This is a genomic window from Seongchinamella sediminis, assembly GCF_003457605.1.
GTDB classification, from domain to species: domain Bacteria; phylum Pseudomonadota; class Gammaproteobacteria; order Pseudomonadales; family Halieaceae; genus Halioglobus; species Halioglobus sediminis.
Genome location: NZ_QRAN01000006.1, coordinates 144,887 through 167,688, shown reverse-complemented (window position 1 = coordinate 167,688; position 22,802 = coordinate 144,887). Strand labels below are relative to the sequence as shown.

The window sequence follows — 22,802 nt, the reverse complement described above, 5'->3', positions numbered from 1 at the left end:
AATTCAGTGCTTTGTGGGGGCTGCGTTTACCGCTGCGAGGCGGGCAATCGAATAACGAACTCGGCGCCGCCCAGGGGCGACCGCCCGGTGTGCAGGCTGCCGCCATAGGCGCTGACAATCGCCAGGGCAATCGACAAGCCCAGGCCCTGCCCCACGCTCGCGGTATCGGCACGGGCGCCGCGCTCGAGGATAAGGGCTTCAAAGCCCGGGGGTATGCCGTCACCATCGTCGCCGACCGTCAGCCGCAGCCAGTCACCGTCCGCTGCCGACTCCAGCGCGGCCCCCACCTCGACCCGGCGGCGGCAGTACCTCACCGAGTTTTCCAGGATACTGCCAAACAGGTCCTGCAGATCGCGCCCCTCGCCGGGAAACTCAATGCCGCTGTCGACAGCCCCGGTATCCAGTTCGATCTCACCTTCCGACTCGCGGCCGACCCGGGGCAATTTCCGGTAGGCGCGGGCAATGCGCTCGATCACCGGCTTGAGTTGCACTGCCTTACCGAGAATATCCGGGACCCGGCCATCGAGGCGGGCCGCGGCCAGTTCACTCTCGACAATACCCAGGATGCGGTCAACCTGTTCATCCACCAGGGCTCGATATGCCGGGCCCTCTTCCCTGCTGTTGCGAACCAGCATCAGCGGCGTCTTCAGGGTGTGGGTCAGCCGGTCCACCGTGTTGCGTACCCGCCTGCGCCGGCGTTCCTCGCTTTCCAGTAACACGTTGATACCGCTGGTGAGCGGTTCCAGTTCCTGCGCCACATCACTGTCCAGCTTCTCCCGGGTGCCGGTTTTCAGGCTGTCGATATCGCGGGTGATCTGCCGCAGCGGTAACAGCCCCCAGCGGACAACGGCCAGTTGCACCACCAGCAGCAGTAAGCCCAGCCCCAGGGATAACAGCCCGAGGAACTGCCGATACTCGGTCCTGGCGGCGATGATTGCGGCCTTGCTTTCCAGCACCAGGAACAGGGCTTCCGGACCCCGGCTGCCCCAGGCAATAACCCTGGCGTAACAGTAGTAGGGCTCGCCCCGGTAACAGTCGCTGAACTTGCTGCCGCCAATCGGCAGGCTGAGGAAACCGGCGTCGGCGGCGACAGAAGCGATGCCAGCTGGCGAGCCGGCGTCCCACCCCGACAGCGCCACCGACTCGCTCTGCCAGGCTACCGCGCCCTGCCGGGACAGGATAAACCCGTAGAGACCTGAATCCGGCAGCGCCAGGCGTGGCTCATCGACCGTCTCGGTCTGCCACACGCCCTCGCTCCACTCGGCGGCCCTGGCCAGTAACAGCAGTTGCAGGGCCATGTTTTCCCGCTGTTTATCCAGCTGGTAGTTGCCGAAGGCGCGATCCAGGCCATAGGCAGTGAAGCCCAGGAACAGGGGCAGGATGAGCAGGTTGGCTGCCAGCAGGCGCAGGCGAATGGAGCGCAGGCGGCGCGACATGCGATTGCGGCGCTCAGGGAGTTTCGCGGAACAGGTAACCCCTGCCGCGAACCGTTTCGATCGGCATCGCGGTGCCATCCGGGTCGATCTTGCGCTTGATACGCCCGACCAGGCCCTCGATACTGTTGGCGCTGGGGATGCTGTCCGTATCCCGCTGGTAACTGTCAGCGATACGTTTCTTCGACTGCACCCGTCCGGCGTTACGCCACAGGTGCTCGAGTATCTCGTATTCGGCCCGGGTCAGTTCCACCCGTTCGCCGGCGCGGGACACCATCCGCTTGCGGGTATCCAGGCTCAGGGGGCCGAACTCAAGCACCGGGTCCCCCAGCCGCGGGTCCACCAGTACGCGCCGCAGCACCGCTTCGATGTGGGCCAGTAACTCGGCGAAATAAACCGGTTTCTTCAGGTAGTCGTCGGCCCCTGCCTCCATTGCCTGGACAATGGTTTCCACATCGTCCCTGGCGGTTAACACGACGATGGGAATACTGTTACCCGACTTGCGCAGGGCGCGAATCAGTTCCAGGCCCGACATCCGCGGCAGTCCCAGGTCGATCACCGCCAGGGTGTAATCCACTTCCCGGGCTTCGTACAGCCCCTCTTCCCCGTTGTCCACCACCCGGGTGTTGTAGCCCCGCTCCTGGAATCCCGCGGCCAGCTGGTCGGCCATGCCCAGGTGATCTTCAACAATAAGGAAGCGCATTCAGTTGGTGCGCCTGACGTTACCCGAGTCAGGGTCGAACTCATACCAGATAATCCGCTCGCCCCTGACCTGGGCCTTTATTCGCTGTTCCCCCCCTTTGGCGCTCTTCTTTTTCAGGATTTTGACGCAATCCTGGCGGCGTTCCTGTTTGCTGCAACCCTCCAGTCGTTCAATGGCACGCTGGGCCTGATTGCCCTGGGCATGGGCAGGGGAAGACAGCGCAATCGCCAGCAGTGCGGCAGCCAGAACGGCCACATGCAGCCTGCTGGCGCCCTTGCCCTGTTCACCCTGGAGATGCCCCGACATTCAGTTTTACCCATTCACCTGGATCGTAATCCATGTGCTGACGATAGATGCGGCCATTGTATCGGTAGGTCACCAAATACTCTAGCGGGCGCGCCCGGTACCGCCCCTTCGCCACCGGCCGGCAGGCAGCACTGACCCGAATATGCCTGGCATCATAGGCATGGCGGCCAAGAGTGTGACCCGCGGCCGCGCCGAGCAAGCCCCCGGCGACGGTTGCGACCTCCGGATCACCATGGTCCTCACCGATGTGATAACCGATAGCGCTGCCGATGACCCCGCCGACAACCGTGGGAACCCAGGCACCGTGGCGAGGGTTGTAGTCCTCGTTCCAGTGCCGGCATGAATGGCTGTGTCCCCTGCCCTGTTGATAAAGGGGCTGTACCGACAATACCTGGCCGTAGCGTGACGCCCTGACAGATTCCCACCGGGCCTGGCGAGCCTTGGCCCTCGCCCTGGCGGCGTGATGGCGGGCTTTGCGATAGTGTTTTTCCGCCTTGCGCTCGTGCTGCTCGATACGTTTCTCGTAGTCCCGGTGACCACCCGCGTGCGCCTGCGCAATTCCCGGCAGCAGCAGCGCAATGCCGACAGCAATAATGTAGTTCCTGGTCATGACCGTGTCCTCCCGTTGTCTGGTCGGGAGAGAGCTTAGGACAGGCTGGCTGAATACTTGCTGAACTGATGACGGGAAGTTGCCACGCCCGGGGCCGCCCCCCGGAAGCATGGCAAGCGGGTATGCGCCTGAACGCTTTACGAGCGCCGGTAAACAGTCGCCACAAGCTCCCGGGCCACATCACTCCACAGGAAGCGGGCGGCGGCTGCCTCACGGACGATGGCCTGCCAGCGCTCGGGGGAATCCAGCCTGGTCTCCAGCGCCTGGGTAAAACGGGCGATCATGTGCTGCGCCTGTTCCCCGGGGTTGTCACCCATAAAGGCAAAACCGCTGCGCTCGTCAGCCACCGTATCCCGCAGGCCGCCCACACTGTGGACCAGGCAGGGCTGCCCGGCGCGCATCGCCAGCATCTGGCTGATACCGCATGGCTCGAATGAGCTGGGCATCAGGAACAGGTCACCGCTGGCGTACAGGCCTGCCGAGACGGCCTCTGAGTAGCCCTTGAGAAACAGGAAGTTCTCGCACTGCGCCGCGACCCGGGCCAGTATCTGCTCGATGCGGGGATCGCCACTGCCCAGGAGGATAAAGATACCCCGCTTACCGAGAACCGACAGCAGGTGCTCCAGCGCGGTTCGGCCATCTGCCATCACCTGCCGCAACAACAGCACCTTCTGGTCGGTGAGGCGCCCGACCGAAGTAATGACCAGCGCTGGCCCGGCCAGGTCGGCGAACCAGCGCGCCAGGCGCCGGCTGGCAATAAGATGGGCGCTCGCAACTTCCGGGTTGCGCGCGACCCAATTGAGCAGTTCGTCTTCACACAGCCGCAGCAGATCCGCCAAGGGCAGTTTAGCGCCCGTGTCCCGCGGATATTCGCAGCCGTTCAGGATGCCGTGAAGGCGCCCCTCGCCGGCCGCTCGGCGGAGATCGTCCTGCAAGCCCTCGCCGCCGTAAAAGCCGTGTTGGGGGTCGCTGGGGCGCTGTATCTCCTGCGCATAACTGGGCGACACCGCGTGCACCGTGTCACTGAGATTGACACCCGCGCGCATCGGGTTGATGCAGTGCTGATCCCGCGGATCGCTGATCTGTTCCGCGGCGAAATGCAGTTCGGGAAACCAGGCCCGCAGCGAGGACTCATCGCCGTCGAAGGGCCGTATACCCTGCAACGCCAGGTTGTGGATGGTGTAGACGGTATGGATAAAGCGAAGCTGCCGGTACCCGGGATCGAAAGCCCGCAGTACCGCCACCAGGGCAGTGTGCCAGTCGTGCAGGTGCAGCACGTCGAGCCGGCTGAACGCGCCCTCCACCACCGCCGTGGCTACCGCGGCGCAAAACAGGGCGAACTTGCTGGCATCGGTGGCAAATGGCCGGTGGCAGGGATCATCGCAGTAGATCCTGCCTTCACCGCCGATCGCGAATAAAGGGTGCTCCAGAATCCACTGGGTCACGTTTTTCCGGGGCGCTTTTGCCGGCACCCGCAGCAGCCTGACCTGCTCCTGCCGGCCGCGAAATCGCACCTGCAGTTCGCCCACGGCCGTGGCGCCGGACAAGCGGGAAAAGGCCCCATAGCCCGGCGTCACCACCTGCACCTGGTGCCCGTCTGCGCCCAGGGCCGCGGGAATATCACGCACCACGTCGCCAATGCCGCCCACCTTGCCGCCGGGCAGGGCATCGTTCTCCGCCGCTACCATGAGTATTCTCATTGACCCCTTCCCGCGAGCACTCGCACTGCCAACACCACCTCCTCTCAGGTAATCACGTCGGGCTGTTCACGCCCGGTGTGGCGGGCAATCCCCGCGACCATGTCCGCCGCTTCTATCAACGACGCCAGGGCCATTTGCGGCTGCTGGCCAAGCCGGGTGGGATCGTTCTCGTAACAGTCGAGGTAAACCCGCAGCGTGGCGCCCCGGGTTCCTGTCCCGGACAGGCGAAACACCATGCGGCCGCCATTATCGAGGTAAATGCGTACGCCCTGGGCACTGGACTCGCTGCCATCAACGGGATCGGTATAGCTGAAGTCGTCGGCTGATTCGACCGTGAGACCCACAAAGGACTGGCCCGGCAGGGTCGGCAGCTGTGCCCGCAGTTCGTTCATCATATGCTGCGCGCGTTCACCGTCCACGTTCTCGTAATCGTGACGGGTGAAGTAGTCGCGACCAAAACGCGCCCAGTGATCCCTGACAATGTCGGCCAGGGGCTGCTTGCGCTCGGCAATCAGGTTGAGCCAGAACAGCACCGCCCACAGGCCATCCTTTTCCCGCACGTGCCCCGACCCGGTGCCAAAGCTCTCCTCACCGCACAGGGTAATCCTGCCCGCATCCAGCAGATTGCCAAAAAATTTCCAGCCGGTAGGGGTTTCATAACAGTCGACGCCAAGCGCACCGGCCACCCGGTCGACGGCGCGGCTGGTCGGCATCGACCGGGCCATGCCGGTGATACCAGCGGCATACCCCGGGATCAGGGAGGCATTCGCCGCCAGTACCGCCAGGCTGTCGCACGGGTTGAGGTAGAAACCTTTGCCCAGCAGCATGTTACGATCGCCGTCGCCATCGGAGGCAGCGCCGAAATCCAGCGGGTCATCGCCGTTCAGGCGCGCCACCAGTTCCCGGGCGTGGACCTGGTTGGGATCGGGGTGACCACCGCCAAAGTCGGGCAAGGGTTCACTGTTGACCACCGTTCCCGCCGGCGCGCCCAAGCGGCGCTCGAGAATCTCTGTAGCATAAGGTCCGGTCACGGCATGCATGGCGTCGAAGCACATGCGGAACCTGCCCCCCGACAGCAGTTCGGACATTTTGCCAAAGTCGAACAGCGAGTCCATCAGCTCTGCGTAATCTGCAACGGGGTCGATGATATCTACCCGGGTGTCGCCCAGCGTGTGGCTGCCAGGCTGATCCAGGTTTATATCCGCGGACTCGCGAGTCCGGTAGCTGGTCAGGCTCCGGGTCTGGCTATAAATCGCATCGGTCAGCTTCTGGGCCGCCGGGCCGCCATTGGCGGTGTTGAACTTGATGCCAAAATCCCCGTCGGGCCCACCGGGATTATGGCTGGCGGACAGAATAATGCCGCCACAGGCGCCCTGCTTGCGGATAACACAGGACGCGGCCGGCGTCGACAGGATGCCCCCCTGCCCCACCAGCAAGCGGGCAAAGCCGTTGGCAGAGGCCATGCGGATAAGCACCTGGATAGCCTCCCGGTTGTAGAACCGGCCATCGCCCCCTACCACCAGGGTTTTGCCCTCGCAGGGCCCGATCGTGTTGAAAATCGCCTGGACAAAGTTCTCCAGGTAGCCCGGCTGCTGGAACTCGGTGACTTTCTTGCGCAGTCCCGATGTCCCCGGCTTCTGGCCCGCAAAACAGCGGGTAGATTTCTCGATTACGTTCATAGCTTGGTTCCAACGCCTATGCGGACCCTTCCGGTTGCCCCAACATGCCCCTGGTAACGAGCACCACACCCCGGGCTGTTACCCGGAATCCCCTGGCCCGGTCCTGCTCGTGGTCAATGCCGATTTCCATGCCCGCGGGGATCACGCAGCTACGGTCGATAATCGCCCGGCGAATCTTGCAGGAACGGCCAATTTCTGCATCGGGTAAAATGATCGACTCCTCGATATGGGTGTAGCTGTGGACACGCACATTGGAGAACAACAGGGACTTGCGCAAGGTTGCCCCGGAGACGATACAGCCGCCGGATACGGTTGAGTCCACCGCCATACCCCGGCGATCGTCATCGTCGAACACAAACTTGGCCGGTGGCAACTGCGCCTGGTAGGTCCAGATAGGCCAGTTGCGGTCGTAGAGATTGAAGGCGGGCTCTGGTGACACCAGTTCCATGTTGGCTTCCCAGAAGGAATCCAGGGTACCGACATCGCGCCAGTACGCTCTCTGCTGGGTGACCGGGTCGCGGAACGGAAAGGCATACACCTGGTGTTCCTTGATGATGGCAGGGATGATGTCGCCGCCGAAATCGTGGCTTGAATCGGCACCGAGGGCGTCAATTCTCAGCTGCTCGAACAGGAATTCCGTATTGAATATATAGTTACCCATTGAAGCCAGGGTGAGTCCCTCCTCACCGGGGATTGGCGTGGGATTTTCCGGCTTCTCCTCGAATCCAACCACACGTCCGCTTTCGTCAACACTCATCACGCCAAAGGAACGCGCCGCCTCCCCGATCGGCACCTCCAGACAGGCCACAGTCATATCCGCGCCCTTGTCCACATGCTCGGCCAACATGGAGCCGTAGTCCATTTGATAGATGTGGTCGCCCGAGAGAATCATCACATACCTGGGCTGCTCCGAGCGGATAATGTCGATATTCTGGTATACGGCGTCTGCTGTTCCCCGGTACCAGTCGTTCGAATAGCGCTGGGATGCGGGCAGGATCTCGATGGACTCTCCCAGCTCCTTCTTGAAGTGACTCCAGCCACGCACCAGGTGCCGGACCAGCGAATGGGATTTGTACTGGGTCAACACGCCGACCCGGCGGATACCCGAGTTGATACAGTTGGACAGCGGAAAATCGATAATGCGGTACTTGCCGCCGAAATACAGCGCCGGCTTTGCCCGCCAGTCGGTCAACTCATACAATCGCGAACCCCGTCCTCCGGCAAGCACCAGCGCCAGGGTATCTTTGGTCAGACGGCTGACATACCGCGGGTTGCTGTCGTCCTCATGTACTTTGGCTTCGACCATGATTGCCTCCTGCACTGGGCGAATAAAAATGGCGCTTGCCTACAAACGCCATATGTCGTCACTGTAATCAATAATAGTGCGGTCACTGGAAAAGCGCCCGCTGGCTGCCGTGTTATATATACTCATCCGCGTCCAGGCATCCCGGTCCTGGTAAACAGTGCCTGCCGCGCGCTGGGCAGTGATATAGCTGCGGAAGTCGGCTGCCGTCATCCAGATATCGTGGGGGCTGCGAATCGAGGCGGAGACCGCGTCGAAAATGCCCGTCTCGAACATGTTGAAGTGGCCGCTTTCGAGTAGTTTCATCACCGCAGAAAGGTCCTTATCGGCGGCGATGATGGCCTCCGGATCGTAGTCTTCCCGGGCTGCCACCACGGCAGCGGCATCGAGGCCGAACAGAAAGAAATTTTCCTCGCCCACCGCCTCGCGGATTTCAATGTTGGCCCCATCGAGGGTGCCGATGGTAGCGGCACCGTTCATCATGAACTTCATATTGCCGGTACCGGAGGCCTCCTTACCCGCCGTTGAAATCTGCTCGGACAGGTCGGTACCGGGACAGATAACCTCCATGGACGTTACCCGGTAATTGGGCAGGAAGGCCACCCGCAACCAGGGCTTCAGCCTGGGATCCTTATTGACGACCCGGGCGACGTTATTGACCAGCTTGATGATGGTTTTGGCCATGGCATAGCCCGGCGCCGCCTTGCCGCCTATCAACACGCAGCGGGGCTGCATACCCGCGGTATCACCGCGCACCACCCGATCATACAGGTGGATGATGTGGAGCACGTTGAGCAGCTGGCGCTTGTACTCATGGATACGCTTTACCTGCACATCGAACAGCATATCGACATCGAAGCTGACGTTGCAGTCACGCTGCACCAGTTGCTGCAGGCGCTGCTTGTTGTTCTGCTTGATCTTGCGCCAGCGCGCGCGGAAGCTGTAGTCGTCGGCAAGGGGCCGCAGTCTGGCAATATCCTCGAGGTCGGTAATCCAGCGGTCGCCAATCACTTCCGTAACCAGTTCGCCCAGTTCGGGATTGCAGTGCGCCAGCCAGCGCCGTGGGGTAACGCCGTTGGTTTTGTTGTTGAACTTGTCAGGCCACAGCTGGTAGAAGTCCCGGAACAGGCCCTGTTGCAGCAGACGGGTATGCAGGGCGGCGACGCCATTCACCGAGTAGCTGCCAACGATGGCGAGATGGGCCATACGCACCTGCGGATGATCCCCTTCCTCGATAATCGACAGTTGCTGTTGCCGTGCCACATCGCCCGGCCAGCGCTCTGCCACCAGGGCGAGAAAGCGCGCATTGATTTCATAGATAATATCCAGCAGACGCGGCAACAGTTCCTCAAACAGGCCTACCGACCACTTCTCCAGCGCTTCGGGCAGCAGCGTATGGTTGGTGTAGGCCATGGTACTGCGGGTTATTTCCCAGGCCGCATCCCAGCCCAGCAGGTAATCGTCCATCAGCAGGCGCATCAGCTCGGCCACGGCGACGGTGGGATGGGTGTCATTGAGCTGGAAGACGTTTTTCCCGGCAAATTGGCTGAAATCATCACCGTGCTCGCGCACCCAGTCCCGCAACACATCCTGCAGACTCGCCGAGGCAAGGAAATACTGCTGGCGCAGACGCAATTCCTTGCCGTTTTCGCTGGCGTCGTTGGGATACAGCACCATGGTGATCTGTTCCGCCAGGTTTTTCTCCGCCACCGCCTCGGTGTAGCTGCCGGCGTTGAATTCCTGCAGGTTGAACTCGTCGGTGGCCTCGGACTTCCACAGGCGCAGGGTGTTGACCGTATCGTTACGGTAGCCCGGTATCGGCACGTCGTAGGGCACGGCGAGCACATCCTGGGTGGCACTCCAGCGGGCACGCTGCCGGCCGTCACGGTCCCGGTAATATTCGCTGCGGCCAAAAAAACTGACTCGCACCGCATTCTCCGAACACTCCATTTCCCAGGGGTTGCCATCCCGCAACCAGTGGTCCGGGTACTCGACCTGCTGGCCGTCGGCAATACGCTGGTGAAACATGCCGTACTCGTAGCGGATACCATAGCCGGTGACCGGCAACTGCAGGCTGGCACAGCTATCGAGAAAACAGGCCGCCAGGCGCCCCAGGCCGCCATTGCCCAGGCCCGCATCGCGTTCTGCTTCGGCCACTTCTTCCAGCTGGCAGCCGTAGTCTTTCAGCGCCTCACGTACCGCCTGCTCCAGGTCCAGGTTGAGCACCGCGTTGGTCAGGGCCCGCCCCATCAGGAATTCCAGGGACAGGTAGCTGACCCGCCGCGTAGCGCTGTGCCGGCGCTGCTCGCGGGTAAGCCGCCAGCGCTCCACCAGCCGGTCGCGCACCGTAAGGGCGAGCGCGTTATACAGGTAACGGTGAGAGTCGCTCAAGCGGTCGCAACCCAGGCTCAGGCGAGCATGACGCTTGAGATCCGCCGCCACCTGTGCCTCGTCCATACCCAGTAACAGGTCTTCGCTGCCGTCGACGGGCGTGTGTGTATTCATTGTCACGGTTTCCTGGTTTCGCCGTTGCCACCATCGTTGCTGAAAATTGCCACCGAGCGTTCGCCAATCGCGACGGCTTGTGCCGCCGCCACCCGAGGGCTTGCGGGCTCGCCGGTGGCAAAACGGGAGTCCAGCAGACACTGCCATGACTCATTGTGCGCCCCGGTCAGGGACGGCAACAGGAATTGCTCTTGCTCGCTGCCGTTATTGAATACCACCAGCACCGACGCCCGGTCGTTTCCGGTCAGCCAGTACCCCAGCAGGAAGTTGTGGTGCTCCTGCCAGTGTTCGTCGCGCATTTCCCGGCCATCGCTGTTGAGCCAGCGAATGCTCTCTTCCCCGGCGGCGGCCGGTTGGTGGATATAGTGGCGGTGGCTTAACACCGGATACTGCCGCCGTATCCACAACAGGCGACTCACGAAAGCGCGCAGCTCAGCGCCTTCGGGCCCCAACCGCTCCCAGTCCAGCCAGTTGATTTCATTGTCCTGGCAATAGGCGTTGTTGTTGCCCTGCTGGCTTCTGCCCAGTTCATCGCCTGCCAGCAGCATGGGCACACCCTGGGATACCAGCAGCGTGGCCAGCATATTGCGCTGTTGCCGCGACCGGGCCGTCTCGACGGCGGGATCATCGCTGGGACCTTCCACTCCGAAGTTGTCACTGAAGTTCTCGCGGTGACCGTCGTTATTTTTCTCGCCATTGGCTTCATTATGCCGGTGCCGGTAACTGACCAGATCCCTGAGGGTGAAACCGTCATGGCTGGTCACATAATTGATGCTGGCACTGGGCCGGCGCCCCGCATGTTCGAAAATGTCACTGGATCCGTGCAGGCGGCGGGCGAGTGTCGGCAACTGGCCCGGCTCCTGGCGCCAGAAGCGCCGCACGGTGTCCCGGTAATTATCATTCCACTCGCTCCAGGGGGCGGGAAAATGACCGAGCTGGTAGCCGCCGGGGCCGATGTCCCAGGGTTCGGCGATGAGCTTGACCCGGGCCAGCTGCGGATCCTGGCCAAGCGCATGAAAAAAAGCAGCCTGACTGTCAAAGCCGTGTTCATCGCGGGCAAGCACCGTGGCCAGATCGAAACGAAAGCCGTCAACCCCCATTTCCCCGGACCAGTAACGCAGACTGTCCATGACCAGCTGCAGCACCCTGGGGTGTGTTATGTTGAGCGTATTCCCACAACCGGTGTCGTTAACATAGTAGCGCGCTTTGCCCGCCTGCAGGCGATAGTAAGATGCGTTATCGATACCGCGGAAGCTGAGGGTAGGCCCCAGGTGGTTGCTCTCACCACTGTGGTTGTAAACCACATCCAGGATCACTTCCAGTCCGGCTGCATGGAAATCATCCACCATGCGCCTGAATTCAAGCACATCGCGGTCACTGAGGTAGGCGCTGTGGGGCGCGAAAAAGCCCAGCGTGTTGTAACCCCAGTAATTGCGCAGTTTCTTCTCGTAGAGAAAATGCTCGTCAACGAAGGCCTGCACCGGGAGAAGCTCGATGCTGGTCACGCCCAGCGCTTTCAGGTAGGCGATAATCTCGGCGTGCCCGAGCCCGGCAAAGGTGCCGCGCGCCAGTTCCGGCAGCTCGGGATGGCGGTAGGTGAAGCCCCGGACGTGGGTTTCGTAGAGAACTGTCCGGTGCCAGGGAATTGACGGCCTTGCCGGCGCGGCGGCCAGGCCCTGGGTCGACACCGGCGCGGTAACAACACATTTGGGCATATAGCCGGCATTGTCTCGTTCATCGAAAGACAGGTCCTGGCCGGGATCATCGCGCCGGTAGCCAAAATGGGCATCGTGCCAGCGGAACGCACCCTGCAGCAGCCGTGCGTAGGGATCGAGCAGCAGTTTGTGGTGGTTGAATCGGTGCCCCGCCTGGGGACTGTAGGGACCATGAACGCGGTAAGCGTACAGGGCGCCGGGCGCCAGGCCGGGAAGATAGCCATGCCAGATATCGTGGGTTTTGTCCGGCAGGGTATGGCGGGCAATCTCCACCCTGCCCTCGGGGTCGAAAAGACACAGATCCACCCGCTCGGCATTGGCCGAGAACAGCGCAAAATTGACCCCCTCCCCGTCCCAGTGGGCACCGAGGGTGTGAAAGTCACCGCGCAGCATGGCCGCCGTCAATCTGCTCACCCCGTCCATTCGAGAATCACCGTCGCCAGGGGTGGAACACGCAGGGTAAGCTGGCAGGGCTGCTTGCCGCGGGCCTGCGGCTGCGCCTTCACCGCCCCGCCGTTGCCCTGGTTACTGCCGCCATAATGTTCACTGTCGGTGTTGAGTCGCTCGCGGTACAGACCGGGAAGCGGCACACCCACGGTATAGCAGGAGTGGGTCTCGGGCGTCATGTTGACCACGACCACCACCGGCGCCGTCCCCTCGCCGCCGCGGCGCAGGTAGACGAAAATCGACTGGCTGTGGTTGTCCGCCTCTATCCACTCAAAACCGCTTTCATCGCAGTCCAGCTGGTGCAGCGCGGGTATTTCCCGGTACAGACGGTTCAGGTCGCGCACCAGGTTCTGCACCCCCCGGTGATCCGCCCCGTCCAGCAAGTGCCAGTCCAGGCTGTGGTCGTGATTCCACTCCCGTTCCTGGGCGAATTCACCGCCCATGAACAGCAGCTTCTTGCCCGGGTGGGTCCACATAAACCCCAGGTAGGCCCGCAGGTTGGCGAACTGCTGCCAGCGGTCCCCCGGCATCTTGTGCAACAGGGAACGTTTTCCGTGGACCACCTCATCGTGACTCAGTGGCAGCACAAAGTTCTCGCTGAAGCTGTACATCAGGCTGAAGGTCATTTCATGGTGATGGAACTGGCGGTGAATCGGGTCGCGCGCCATATAACGCAGGGTGTCATTCATCCATCCCATATTCCACTTGAAGCCAAAGCCCAGGCCGCCCTCGGACACCGGCCGGGAGACGCCGGCCCAGGCGGTTGACTCCTCGGCAACCATCATCGCCCCGGGATGGTTGAAATAGACCCGGGAATTGACCTGCTGCAGCAAGGCCATGGCCTCCAGATTTTCCCTCCCGCCGTGCACATTCGGCAGCCACTGGCTATTCTCCCGGCTGTAGTCAAGGTACAGCATGGATGCTACCGCATCGACTCGCAGGCCATCGATGTGGAACTGCCGCAACCAGTACAGGGCATTGCTGAGCAGGTAACTGATTACCTCGCCACGGCCGTAGTTGTATATCAGCGTATTCCAGTCCGGATGAAAGCCCTTGCGCGGATCTTCATGCTCGTACAGGCAGCTGCCATCAAAGCGTCCTATCCCGTGCTCATCGGTGGGGAAATGCCCCGGCACCCAGTCCAGCAGCACCCCGATACCCTGCTGGTGGCAGCAGTCGATGAAATAGCGGAAATCGTCCGGCGTGCCGAACCGGCGGGTGGGTGCATACAGGCCGATAGGCTGGTAACCCCAGGAGCCATCGAAAGGGTACTCCGACACGGGCATCAGCTGGATGTGGGTAAAACCGAGATCGCCGATGTAGGGTAGCAACTGCTCCGCCAGTTCGCGGTAACTCAGGTAGCCGTTGTCCGCATCCCGTCGCCAGGAACCGGCATGCACCTCGTAAATGGATACCGGAGCCCGGTAGTGCTGCGGTGAGCCGTCGCGCGCGCGCATCCAGCCCTCGTCCCGCCAGTGGTAGGAGTCACACGCGGGGGTTATTGCTGCGGTCCGGGGCGGGTGCTGCATGGCAAAGGCATAGGGGTCTGCTTTCAGCGGTAACAGCCGGCCACTACTGCCGACAATCTCGTATTTGTAGTATTCACCGGCGGCAACGGCGGGAATAAACAGCTCCCATACTCCGGAGGCGGGATGCCTGCGCATCACATGGCGGCGACCGTCCCATTCATTAAAAGGACCGACCACCGAGACGCGCCGCGCCGCGGGCGCCCAGACCACGAACAGCATGCCGTCAACGCCGGCCACCCGACGCGGATGAGCCCCCATCCAGCGATAGGCCTGCTCCTGGGTGCCCTCCCCGAACAGGTAAAGATCGTGGTCGTCGAGTTGTGGCCCAAACCGGTAGGGATCCTCCAGCTGGGACACATGCTCACCGAAGCGGGCCCTGAGATAATAGTCGAAGCGCTTACGCCGCCGCCCGAGCGCGCCCTCAAACAAGCCTTCCTCGCCTACCGGATCCAGGGCGGCAACCTTGCGCCCGTCCCTGTGGTCGATGACATCGACCGCAGTCGCGCCAGGCAACAACACCCTGACAACAAGCCCCTTGCCCGCGGGGTGCTCGTGCATACCGAGAACAGAGAACACATCCTCGTATTGTCCCGACTGCAGGGCTGTGAGCTGTTCGGGAGTCAGCGTACTCATGGCTTCGCCCTGCCCTGGGCCCTTTCCCGCACCAGCGCAGTCAACAGCGCCTGGATGTCGGGATCCGCAAACAGGCTCGCCGTTTCACGCCGCTGCTTGCGGCGCCAGTTGGGGTACTCCCGGCAGGTTCCGGGAATATTCACCGGCGCTTCCAGCAGCTGCAGGTCATCGAGCTGGAACAACAGCAACTCGGCGCTGCTGCGGGCGCTGGCTCGCAATATGGCGGCGCACAGGCCGAGGTCGAAAGGCTGTTGCCGGCTTATCGCCGCATCGGGATCCTCCCACGCCAACGGCAGCAGCTGCAGCCTTTGCAGCCAGTGCAGCAGGCGGTGCTTGTCCTCCTGTCGCTGCGCCAGCGATGCCTGCAGCGGCTGGGCATCGCCGAGGGCACCACAGTCACTGCGCAATTGCAGGTCAGTGGTATTCCACCAGCCGGCCAGCGTGGCAACGTCGTGATTGGTCACCATCAACAGGGCGTCTGCCTGGTGCTGCTGCGGTGCACTGAACTGTTGGTCGGGATCACGTTGGAAGTAAAGCAGCCTGTTTCCGTATACCGCCGTGGCGGACATCCGCACACGCAGCTCATCGGGCACGACTCCCAGGTCTTCGCCGATAACGGCACATTCATTACGATGGCTTTCAAGGCGCAGAATCGCCAGTAGTTCCTCAAAAGGATAGAACACGTAAGCGCCAGCGTCCATGCCGGGCAGGCACCACCAGAGGCGCCACAGGCCCATTACATGGTCTATCCGCAGCGCGCCGCAGTGCGCCATATTGGCACGCAACAAATCGATGAAGTGGCGGAAGTTATCGGCCCGCAGGGCAACGGGGTCCGGTGGCGGCAGATTCCAGTCCTGCCCGCGAGGGGCAAGGGGGTCCGGGGGAGCGCCAATACTGGCGCGGGAACAGAACAGGGCGCGGTTGGTCGTCACCTCCGCGCCTTCCTCCACCGCACCCACCGCCAGGTCGCGGAGCAGGCCTATTTTCATGCCCCTGACCCGGGCCAGGGCCTGGCACCTCGCCAGTTGCTCCTCTGCCAGCCACTGCAGGTACTGGTGAAAACGCGGCTCCGCCGCACTGTCCAGGGGCAGTCGGCTGCGCTGCGACTCATGGACGGAAAAGGCCCGCAGGGGCGCGCCGCCGCGGCTGACAAAATCATCGAACGCCTGCGTCCGGCCCAGCGGCTCATCCCCTTCCCCGGCGCAAAAATGACGATACATGGCGTCGAACACGGCGAACTTGAGCGCCGCAACGCCGCTGTAATCCACCAGCGGGCTGGTTTGCAGTTCCGCCAGTCTTCGCCGGGTGGCAGGGTCGGCCAGCAGGCTGGCTACCTCGGCGCTGTTGCCATAGTCCGGCACCCGGGTGGGATCGACATACAGGGGGTTGAGGAAACGCCTGTCGGAGGGGCTGTAAGGGCTGGCGAAGTCGGCAGCGGACATATCCGGTGCGTGCAGGGGGTTGAGCCCGATAATATCCAGTCCGGCGGCAGCGCTATACTCAATCAGTTCTTCCAGGTCGCTAAAGTCGCCAATACCCCAGTTACGGGCGGAGCGCAGGGTATATAACTGGCAACTGATACCCGCCACCGGCCCGCGTTGTCGGCCACCAGCCTGGTAACACCGCGGTGGGCAGGCCGCGAGCACAGCCTCAACGCGCGTGTCCTGGTTCCACAACGCAAGCTGGTGATACCCCGGCGGCAGGGGCGGTAATTCCAGCCGGCGGGCGCTGTAGCGAACACCCTCAAGGTGATAGTCGCCCACTTCCGTCATCCCGGCGGGAACACACTGGCCGGCCATTTCCTCGCCCTGCTCCGTCTGCAGCCGCCAGTCGATCGGCATGGCATAGTCCCGGGGATGCACGCGGATATCGACGAAGCCGCCCGCCCCCGCACTGACCACGGTGAACGGCTGCAACCAGCACTTCCACGGCAGGGCGTCGAGCTGGTAAATCGCGCGCTCTACACCTTCGGGATCGTTCACGTCGTGGCCCATCGCTGCCAGCAGCTGCAGCCGGACGTCAGTGGGCACGGTGATGCGGTCGCCGGAATAATTCAGGTATTCCGCGGCCACTCCCCGCAGGTAGAGCAGCTTCTCAAGACTGTTCAAGTGCCACCCGGGACCCGGGAAGCGGGTAACAACAGGGTCAGGGCCCTGCCGGCTTGTTCTGTAAAGGCTGCGGTCATACCTTACCCTTACTGTTAAGGACGAATGAGGACTCCCAGGGCCTGTTCACATACCGGGGGCAGGATAGCAATTCCTGTGCTGCCCCGGGTGCGGCTATTGGGCGTCGTAGAAAGCCTTTTTTACCGCCTCGGCCACGTTGGGGGCCACGTTTTTGTCGAAGACGCTGGGGATAATGAAATCCGCCGACACCTGGTCCTCGGGGATGGTCTCGGCGATCGCCCGGGCCGCGGCCATTTTCATTTCCTCGGTGATGTCGGTCGCCCGCGCATCCAGCGCGCCGCGGAACAGGCCGGGGAAGCACAGCACATTGTTGAGCTGGTTAGGGTAGTCACTCCTGCCCGTGGCCATTACCGCAACGTGCGGCCAGGCCAGTTCCGGCAGGATTTCAGGCACCGGGTTGCTCATCGCGAATACGATGGCATCGTCCGCCATGGTCTGCACCTGCTCCACGGACAGAATTCCCGGGCCGGACAGACCGACGAACAGGTCGGCGCCGGCGACCGCCTCGTCCATACCACCGGTAATATTGTCCGGGTTGGTCAGCTGGCAATATTCCTGCTTGGCGGAATTCAGGTCGCTGCGGCCGCTGTGAATGATGCCCGCCCGGTCAAGGCCGATGATATTGCGTATACCCAGGTCCAGCATCATCCGGGTACAGGCAGTACCCGCGGCGCCAACCCCGGCCACCACCGCCTTGATGTCCTCTGGCGCCTTGTTGACCACCTTCAGGGCGTTGATCAGCCCGGCAATCATTACCACGGCAGTGCCGTGCTGGTCATCGTGGAATACCGGGATATCCAGTTCCTTGATCAGTCGCTGTTCAATCTCGAAGCAGCGCGGCGCGGAAATGTCTTCCAGGTTGATGCCGCCAAAGCCGGGGGCAATTGCCTTTACGGTGCGAATAATCTCTTCCGGGTCAGTGGTGTCCAGGCAGATGGGGAAACCGTCTACCTCGCCGAACTCCTTGAACAGCATGGCCTTGCCTTCCATCACCGGCATTGCCGCTTCCGGACCGATGTTTCCCATGCCCAGTACCGCGGTACCGTCACTGACGATAGCCACCGTGTTTTTCTTGATCGTCAGGTTGTGGGCTTTGGATACGTCATCGTGGATTGCCTGGCAGACCCGTGCCACCCCGGGGGTGTAGGCCATGGACAGGTCGTCGCGGGATTTCAGCGGCGTTTTACTGTTGACCTCGATCTTGCCCCCCAGGTGCATGACGAATACCCGGTCAGAGACATGCATCACCTCGATGCCCTCCAGGTTCTCCAGGCTCCGGGAGATCTGCTCAGCATGCTCGGCGCCCGTGGTTTCCACGGTTACATCACGAATAATCCGGTCCTGCTCGTACTGCACGATATCGATAGCGCCAATATTGCCGCCAACGTTGCCTATCTCGGCGACGACCCGCGCCAGGATACCCGGCAGGTTCTGGATGCTCAGGCGGAGGACGATCGAATTGCTGGCGCTGGTACTGACTTGACTCATGGTGAAATTCCCGTTGATTCTGACAATCTTTACGTTATTCGGCATCGGACCGACCCGGGGCCCGGGTAGCCGGCTGCAGCCCCGGGACGGGGGCAAGCATTGTAAACAGGTTCCATGTCCGTGAATAGACTGGCAGGCAGGTCTCGGCGAGAAGACCGGCTAGAGGCGCCACTCCCGCGGGTCCAGCTGGTAATACTGCTGCAGCTGAGCGTACAGTTCTGGTCGTTTTTTGTACAGCTGATGGGGCTTCTCGAAAAAGGTCTCGGTCGCCACCGCAAAAAACTCGGCGGGGTTGGTCGCTCCGTATTCGTCCATCACCGTCTCCAGGCCCCGCAGGCTGCGCAGCTCCAGGTCCGCATAGTTGTCACCGAAAATGCTCGCCCAGGCGCGATAGCTGTTACCGCGCAGGGGCGGCGCGCCATTGGTGGAGCCTGATTCGGCATCCAGCTGGTGGGCAAATTCATGCAGGACCACGTTGTGGCCATCGCTGAAGTCCGCCACCCCGCGGGTGACGTCATCCCAGGACAGGATCACCCGGCCATTGTCCCAGGACTCGCCGAGCAGATTGTGACCACCGGCGACCACCGTGCCGTCGGCCTGGTGTTGTTCCCGTTCAACCCGGAAGGCTGTCGGGTAAACCAGGATCGACCGGAGTTTCGGGTATAGCGCCCCTCCCCGGTTGAGCACCAGCAGGCAGGCCTCGGCAGCGATGATGACCCGCATGTCATCCGTTACAGTCAAACCGGCGCAGCCATAGAAGCGCTTGCGGTCGATAAAGAACTTGATCATGTCCCGGAGACGGGACTGCTGCTGCGGCGACAGGGCGGCATAGACAGGCAGCCCGGACTCCAGCGTCGCCAGCCAGCTGGCCGGAAACGGCCGCCGGTATACGGACCAGTCCCGCCAGCGATTGTACCCGAGGTAGAGAAAAAAAGCGGCGATGGCGACGCCGATGGGAACGAGGGCTATCATCCGCCAATTCTACCGCGACCGCCGCCGCATTCGAGAATTTTGTGCCATTAATGGCGGATGCTGTGCACGTCCGTCAGGACTAGCCCTTCGGCAGCCGGTACAGGGACTGCTGGTAGGCCTCGATACTCCAGATGGAATGCGACAGGGCCCGCTCGATAAGGGCCTCGTCGACAGCCCGTGGAGCGGTATAGCCATCGGCACTGTGGTATCCGTACATCTGCGGCTCCTGTCCCGGGGAGAGAATGACGATCCTGTCGCCCTCCATGTAGGCCTGGAGGGCGCCGTATTGCATGATCGCCCTGCCGGAAACCTGGTCAATATCCGGACGCAACAGATCCTGGCCGATGGCGGGATGGGCCGCGTCGATGCCCGCCAGATGCAGCACGGTGGGCAGCAGGTCGATCTGGCTGGCCTGGCGGGCAATTACCCGCGGCTCTACCGGGCCGCCCAGGATCAGTCCGGGAATGCGGAAATACTCGACCGGCACCCGGTCAGCGCCGCGTACCCGCGAGTTGTGGTCCGCGACGACGACAAAGATCGTATGGTCCCAGTAGCTGGAGTTTTTCGCCTGGTCGAAGAACTGGCCCAGGGCGAAGTCTGCGTACTTGACCGCATTGTTGACCGTTGCCCTGGGCTGCTCATGGAGCTCGATCCGCCCGTCCGGAAACTCAAAGGGGGAATGATTGGAGGAGGTAAACACGAGGCTGAAAAACCGCTGGCCGCGACTGGCCATGGCAGCAAACTCGTGGTGCGCCCTGGCAAGCAGGTCCTCGTCACTTACGCCCCAGGAGGCAACGAAGTCGGGGGCCGGGTAGTCTTTCTGCTCTATCACCCGATCGAAGCCGTTGCCCATGAAGAACTGGCGCATATTGTCGAAGTGAGCCTCACCCCCATAGATAAAACTGGTGTCGTAGTGGTAGTCATTGAGCAACTGCGCCAGGGTGAAAAAGCCGGTCTGTGACTTTGGCAGCTTGACCACACTCCTGGCCGGCGTGGGAGTAAAACCGGTGACAACCGCCTCGATGCCCCGCACCGAGCGGGTGCCGGTGGCGTAAAGCTGCGCAAACCAGATTCCCTCCCGCGCCAGTTCATCCAGGCGCGGGGTCACACCGATCCCACCCAGCGCGCCCACATACTCGGCCCCCAGGCTCTCCTCGAGAATGATGACGATATTGGGATGATCCTGCCCGGGTTCGACCCAGTCGTTGCGGTGCAGGGTGGGCAGCGCCGGGGAAATAAACGCCTGCTCATCCAGCTGCATTGCGTCGCGCACGTCGCCGACCACACTGTCCCAGGGCTTGCTGCCATAGGCCTTTATCCCGCGCTCATGGCGCTGGTTGCTGTAGATGGCGTAGGCCAGGCTGTAGCTGGAGTTCAGTGCCAGGTCATTGACCAGCAGGTCACTTGAGAAGGCTACCACGCTGGGGTTGGCGGGCCGGTGGCCAAAGCTCGACCTGATCCCCAGCGCACAGGCAAACACAAGCAGCACCGACAGGCCCAGTCTCGCGGCGACACCGGAGCTCACCGCGACAGGGGTCACCGCCAGCAGCAGCCGGCGAAAATAAGCCGTGGCCAGGGCCACCACAACCAAGCCGAGCACAAGTTGCAGGCGATAAGCGGTCCAGAGCATGCTGAACACTTCACGCGGGTAGCGCAGGTATTCAACAAACAACAGATTGGGCCGCCCATCGTACTCGGCGATAAAGGTCGGTGAAGCCACCTCCAGGAACACGATCACTGCGAAACTCAGCACAAAATACAGCCTGGTGACGCGCATCGCCCGCGCGCTGCCCGCCAGCCAGGGCAAGAGGGCAGCGGGGACCAGTGTTAGCGCGCAGGCGAGAATGATATCGAAGCGCAAGCCCTGGATGAGCACCGGCCAGGCCATGCCGCTGGCTGCCACGCGGTCCCAGTAGAGGCCGGCCAGAGCCAGACGGCTCAGTGTCCCAACCGCCAGCACCGCCAGGAAGAACAGGATACAGGGCCTGTGGGCCCGGATGAGTGGGTTCACTGTGACAGACACGTGGCGACCTCGACTAGCCCGATATACAAGCGGACTATAATCGGGTTAGCTTACGGGAAGCTTAACAACTAGAACTCGTACTCAAGCACGGCACGCAGCGTGTAGTCAGCGCTGTCACTGTCCAGCCCCAATACCACGCCCGCCTCCCAGCGCAGGGCCCTCATCGGGCCCAGCTTTTCCATTCCCATCAGCACCGGGCCCATGCCCAGGGTGTCTTCGCCACTGTAAAGCTCCAGGGCCGGCTCCAGCCGCGGCGAGTAGCGATAGCGGGCCTGCAGCGCGAGCGAAGTCTCCAGTTCGTCCGCGATATCCTCTCCCCACTCGTAAATCACCCCCAGGTTGGCAGTGCCGCTGAAGCGGCCAAATTCGCGCTCCAGCAGCAACACGGTGGCATATTCCCAGACGTCCTCCTGGTGCTCTTTTTCCAGCTCAAACAGCAAGCCGTAATCCAGGGCGTACTCGCCCTGCTCGCTTAACTGCCACAGCACTTCCAGTTCGTAGGCGGCGAGATCCAGGTCGTCGCCGGCCCTATCGCTGCCGATCAGGTAAGCCTCCACAAACACGAATTCGGACACCGCGCGGCCCAGCCCGAGACGATGCAGCTGTTCACCCCTGGTCCCGGCCTGCGGATTTTCATCGGCGTGGGTCAAGCGCCATTCGAGCTCCCACTCAAGCTGCTCCACATAGGGGTGGTATACCTTGTCGATAACTGAGCCGTCCGCGCGCGCTAGCGCTGGCAGCAGGCCCACGGCCAACAACAGTCGAGACCAGTCAGTCGCCATAGTGCTTTCCTCCATAGTGCCGCGGCAGCCACCAGGCTCCAGCCACCAGGATGACACTGGCGAGGTACAACAGCACCTGCACCCGTCCCGGCGTGGCCTCATAGCCAAACACGGCATACAGTAACTGACCTGAAATGGACTGTTCGCTGACCAGTGCCGAGCTGTCCCACAATTGCATCCCCGGCTGCAGCCAGTCCACCTGTTCCAGCAGCATGGTCGATTGCATCACCATGCCGGCACCAATCAGCGCCATCAGCGCGATGCACAGGCTGGTGGACAGGACAAGCGGAACGGCACGCAACGAGGCAAACAACAATACGCCCAGGCTGATTCCGATGCCGGCGCCAATGGCACTGCCGGCAAAGACTGCCGCCCGGGTTTCGCTGGCGGCGGCAAATGCGGTGATATAAATCACGATCTCGGAGCATTCCCGGACCAGCGCGCAGACCACGGTAAGCGCCAGCAGCCACTGCAGCAGGCGCTGGTCCCCGTCACGTCTGGAATCCTCGCTGGCGACCCAAAATACCACGGCCACAATGCCGACAAACACGGCAATCTGCAGCGCCGCGCTGACAAGCTCCTGGCCGGCACCGTCGAAGGCATCGGTGATCGTATCGAGGGTGGAGGCGAATGCCACCACCGCAATGGCGATGACCGGCAGGGACCAGAACAGCCAGCTGGCCGGCAGGCGCAGGTTGCGTGACAGCGCCAGCAGCACACTGACCACCATTGCCGCTTCCAGCACTTCCCGCAGCACCAGGACCACAGAATTAATCAGCACCGCCAGA

16 protein-coding genes are annotated in these 22,802 nt (G+C 62.2%); all 16 read right to left on the bottom strand.

Annotation, left to right across the window (positions count from 1 at the left end; all coding sequences use genetic code 11):
* Positions 1–26: 26 nt before the first annotated feature.
* Positions 27–1,436, bottom strand: a complete 1,410-nt coding sequence (locus tag DWB85_RS07685; protein WP_162846051.1) for an ATP-binding protein — start codon at positions 1,434–1,436, stop codon at positions 27–29.
* Between the two features lie 13 nt (positions 1,437–1,449).
* Positions 1,450–2,136 carry a response regulator transcription factor gene (locus DWB85_RS07680; protein ID WP_117953630.1) on the bottom strand — a complete coding sequence of 229 codons (687 nt, stop codon included), beginning with the start codon at positions 2,134–2,136 and terminating at the stop codon, positions 1,450–1,452.
* Positions 2,137–2,442, bottom strand: coding sequence for a hypothetical protein (locus DWB85_RS07675; protein WP_117953629.1), 306 nt, complete (start codon positions 2,440–2,442; stop codon positions 2,137–2,139).
* The gene (locus DWB85_RS07670) at positions 2,420–3,052 is read right to left on the bottom strand and encodes a glycine zipper 2TM domain-containing protein (RefSeq protein WP_117953628.1); all 633 of its coding nucleotides are present in this window, start codon (positions 3,050–3,052) and stop codon (positions 2,420–2,422) included. The genes DWB85_RS07675 and DWB85_RS07670 overlap by 23 nt, the downstream gene beginning before the upstream one ends.
* A 137-nt stretch (positions 3,053–3,189) precedes the next feature.
* Positions 3,190–4,752: a glycogen synthase gene (locus DWB85_RS07665; RefSeq protein ID WP_117953627.1), complete on the bottom strand. Its 1,563-nt coding sequence runs from the start codon at positions 4,750–4,752 to the stop codon at positions 3,190–3,192.
* A gap of 44 nt (positions 4,753–4,796) precedes the next feature.
* Positions 4,797–6,431: an alpha-D-glucose phosphate-specific phosphoglucomutase gene (locus tag DWB85_RS07660; protein ID WP_117953626.1), complete on the bottom strand. Its 1,635-nt coding sequence runs from the start codon at positions 6,429–6,431 to the stop codon at positions 4,797–4,799.
* A 16-nt stretch (positions 6,432–6,447) separates the two neighbouring features.
* Entirely contained in the window at positions 6,448–7,737 is a 1,290-nt protein-coding gene (gene glgC / locus DWB85_RS07655) for a glucose-1-phosphate adenylyltransferase (protein ID WP_117953625.1), read from the bottom strand.
* Positions 7,738–7,776: 39 nt separating this feature from the next.
* Positions 7,777–10,239, bottom strand: coding sequence for a glycogen/starch/alpha-glucan phosphorylase (locus tag DWB85_RS07650; RefSeq protein WP_239017258.1), 2,463 nt, complete (start codon positions 10,237–10,239; stop codon positions 7,777–7,779).
* Between the two features lie 2 nt (positions 10,240–10,241).
* Positions 10,242–12,368 carry a glycogen debranching protein GlgX gene (glgX, locus tag DWB85_RS07645; protein WP_239017257.1) on the bottom strand — a complete coding sequence of 709 codons (2,127 nt, stop codon included), beginning with the start codon at positions 12,366–12,368 and terminating at the stop codon, positions 10,242–10,244.
* Positions 12,365–14,563, bottom strand: a complete 2,199-nt coding sequence (glgB, locus tag DWB85_RS07640) for a 1,4-alpha-glucan branching protein GlgB (RefSeq protein ID WP_117953623.1) — start codon at positions 14,561–14,563, stop codon at positions 12,365–12,367. Before glgB ends, glgX begins: the two co-directional genes overlap by 4 nt.
* Complete coding sequence (malQ, locus tag DWB85_RS07635; RefSeq protein ID WP_117953622.1) at positions 14,560–16,671, bottom strand: 4-alpha-glucanotransferase; 2,112 nt, start codon at positions 16,669–16,671, stop codon at positions 14,560–14,562. The genes glgB and malQ overlap by 4 nt, the downstream gene beginning before the upstream one ends.
* 171 nt (positions 16,672–16,842) lie before the next feature.
* A complete protein-coding gene (locus DWB85_RS07630; RefSeq protein WP_117953663.1) occupies positions 16,843–18,237 on the bottom strand; it encodes an NAD-dependent malic enzyme in 1,395 nt (464 codons plus the stop codon).
* A 159-nt stretch (positions 18,238–18,396) separates the two neighbouring features.
* Complete coding sequence (locus DWB85_RS07625) at positions 18,397–19,209, bottom strand: M90 family metallopeptidase (protein WP_117953621.1); 813 nt, start codon at positions 19,207–19,209, stop codon at positions 18,397–18,399.
* 79 nt (positions 19,210–19,288) lie between these two features.
* Positions 19,289–21,220 (bottom strand): LTA synthase family protein, encoded by a 1,932-nt coding sequence (locus tag DWB85_RS07620; protein WP_205422682.1) that lies wholly within the window; start codon positions 21,218–21,220, stop codon positions 19,289–19,291.
* 80 nt (positions 21,221–21,300) lie between these two features.
* Positions 21,301–22,014: a hypothetical protein gene (locus tag DWB85_RS07615; protein ID WP_117953620.1), complete on the bottom strand. Its 714-nt coding sequence runs from the start codon at positions 22,012–22,014 to the stop codon at positions 21,301–21,303.
* A complete protein-coding gene (locus DWB85_RS07610) occupies positions 22,004–22,795 on the bottom strand; it encodes an FTR1 family protein (protein ID WP_117953619.1) in 792 nt (263 codons plus the stop codon). The genes DWB85_RS07615 and DWB85_RS07610 overlap by 11 nt, the downstream gene beginning before the upstream one ends.
* Between the last annotated feature and the right edge of the window lie 7 nt (positions 22,796–22,802).

Coding starts and splice junctions, on each gene's coding strand:
- DWB85_RS07660 (WP_117953626.1), bottom strand. CDS start 6,431: ATGAACGTAATCGAGAAATCTACCCGCTGTTTTGCGGGCCAGAAGCCG.
- DWB85_RS07630 (WP_117953663.1), bottom strand. CDS start 18,237: ATGAGTCAAGTCAGTACCAGCGCCAGCAATTCGATCGTCCTCCGCCTG.
- DWB85_RS07675 (WP_117953629.1), bottom strand. CDS start 2,442: ATGTCGGGGCATCTCCAGGGTGAACAGGGCAAGGGCGCCAGCAGGCTG.
- glgC (WP_117953625.1), bottom strand. CDS start 7,737: ATGGTCGAAGCCAAAGTACATGAGGACGACAGCAACCCGCGGTATGTC.
- DWB85_RS07650 (WP_239017258.1), bottom strand. CDS start 10,239: ATGAATACACACACGCCCGTCGACGGCAGCGAAGACCTGTTACTGGGT.
- DWB85_RS07685 (WP_162846051.1), bottom strand. CDS start 1,436: ATGTCGCGCCGCCTGCGCTCCATTCGCCTGCGCCTGCTGGCAGCCAAC.
- DWB85_RS07665 (WP_117953627.1), bottom strand. CDS start 4,752: ATGAGAATACTCATGGTAGCGGCGGAGAACGATGCCCTGCCCGGCGGC.
- DWB85_RS07680 (WP_117953630.1), bottom strand. CDS start 2,136: ATGCGCTTCCTTATTGTTGAAGATCACCTGGGCATGGCCGACCAGCTG.
- DWB85_RS07670 (WP_117953628.1), bottom strand. CDS start 3,052: ATGACCAGGAACTACATTATTGCTGTCGGCATTGCGCTGCTGCTGCCG.
- glgB (WP_117953623.1), bottom strand. CDS start 14,563: ATGAGTACGCTGACTCCCGAACAGCTCACAGCCCTGCAGTCGGGACAA.
- DWB85_RS07615 (WP_117953620.1), bottom strand. CDS start 22,014: ATGGCGACTGACTGGTCTCGACTGTTGTTGGCCGTGGGCCTGCTGCCA.
- DWB85_RS07625 (WP_117953621.1), bottom strand. CDS start 19,209: ATGATAGCCCTCGTTCCCATCGGCGTCGCCATCGCCGCTTTTTTTCTC.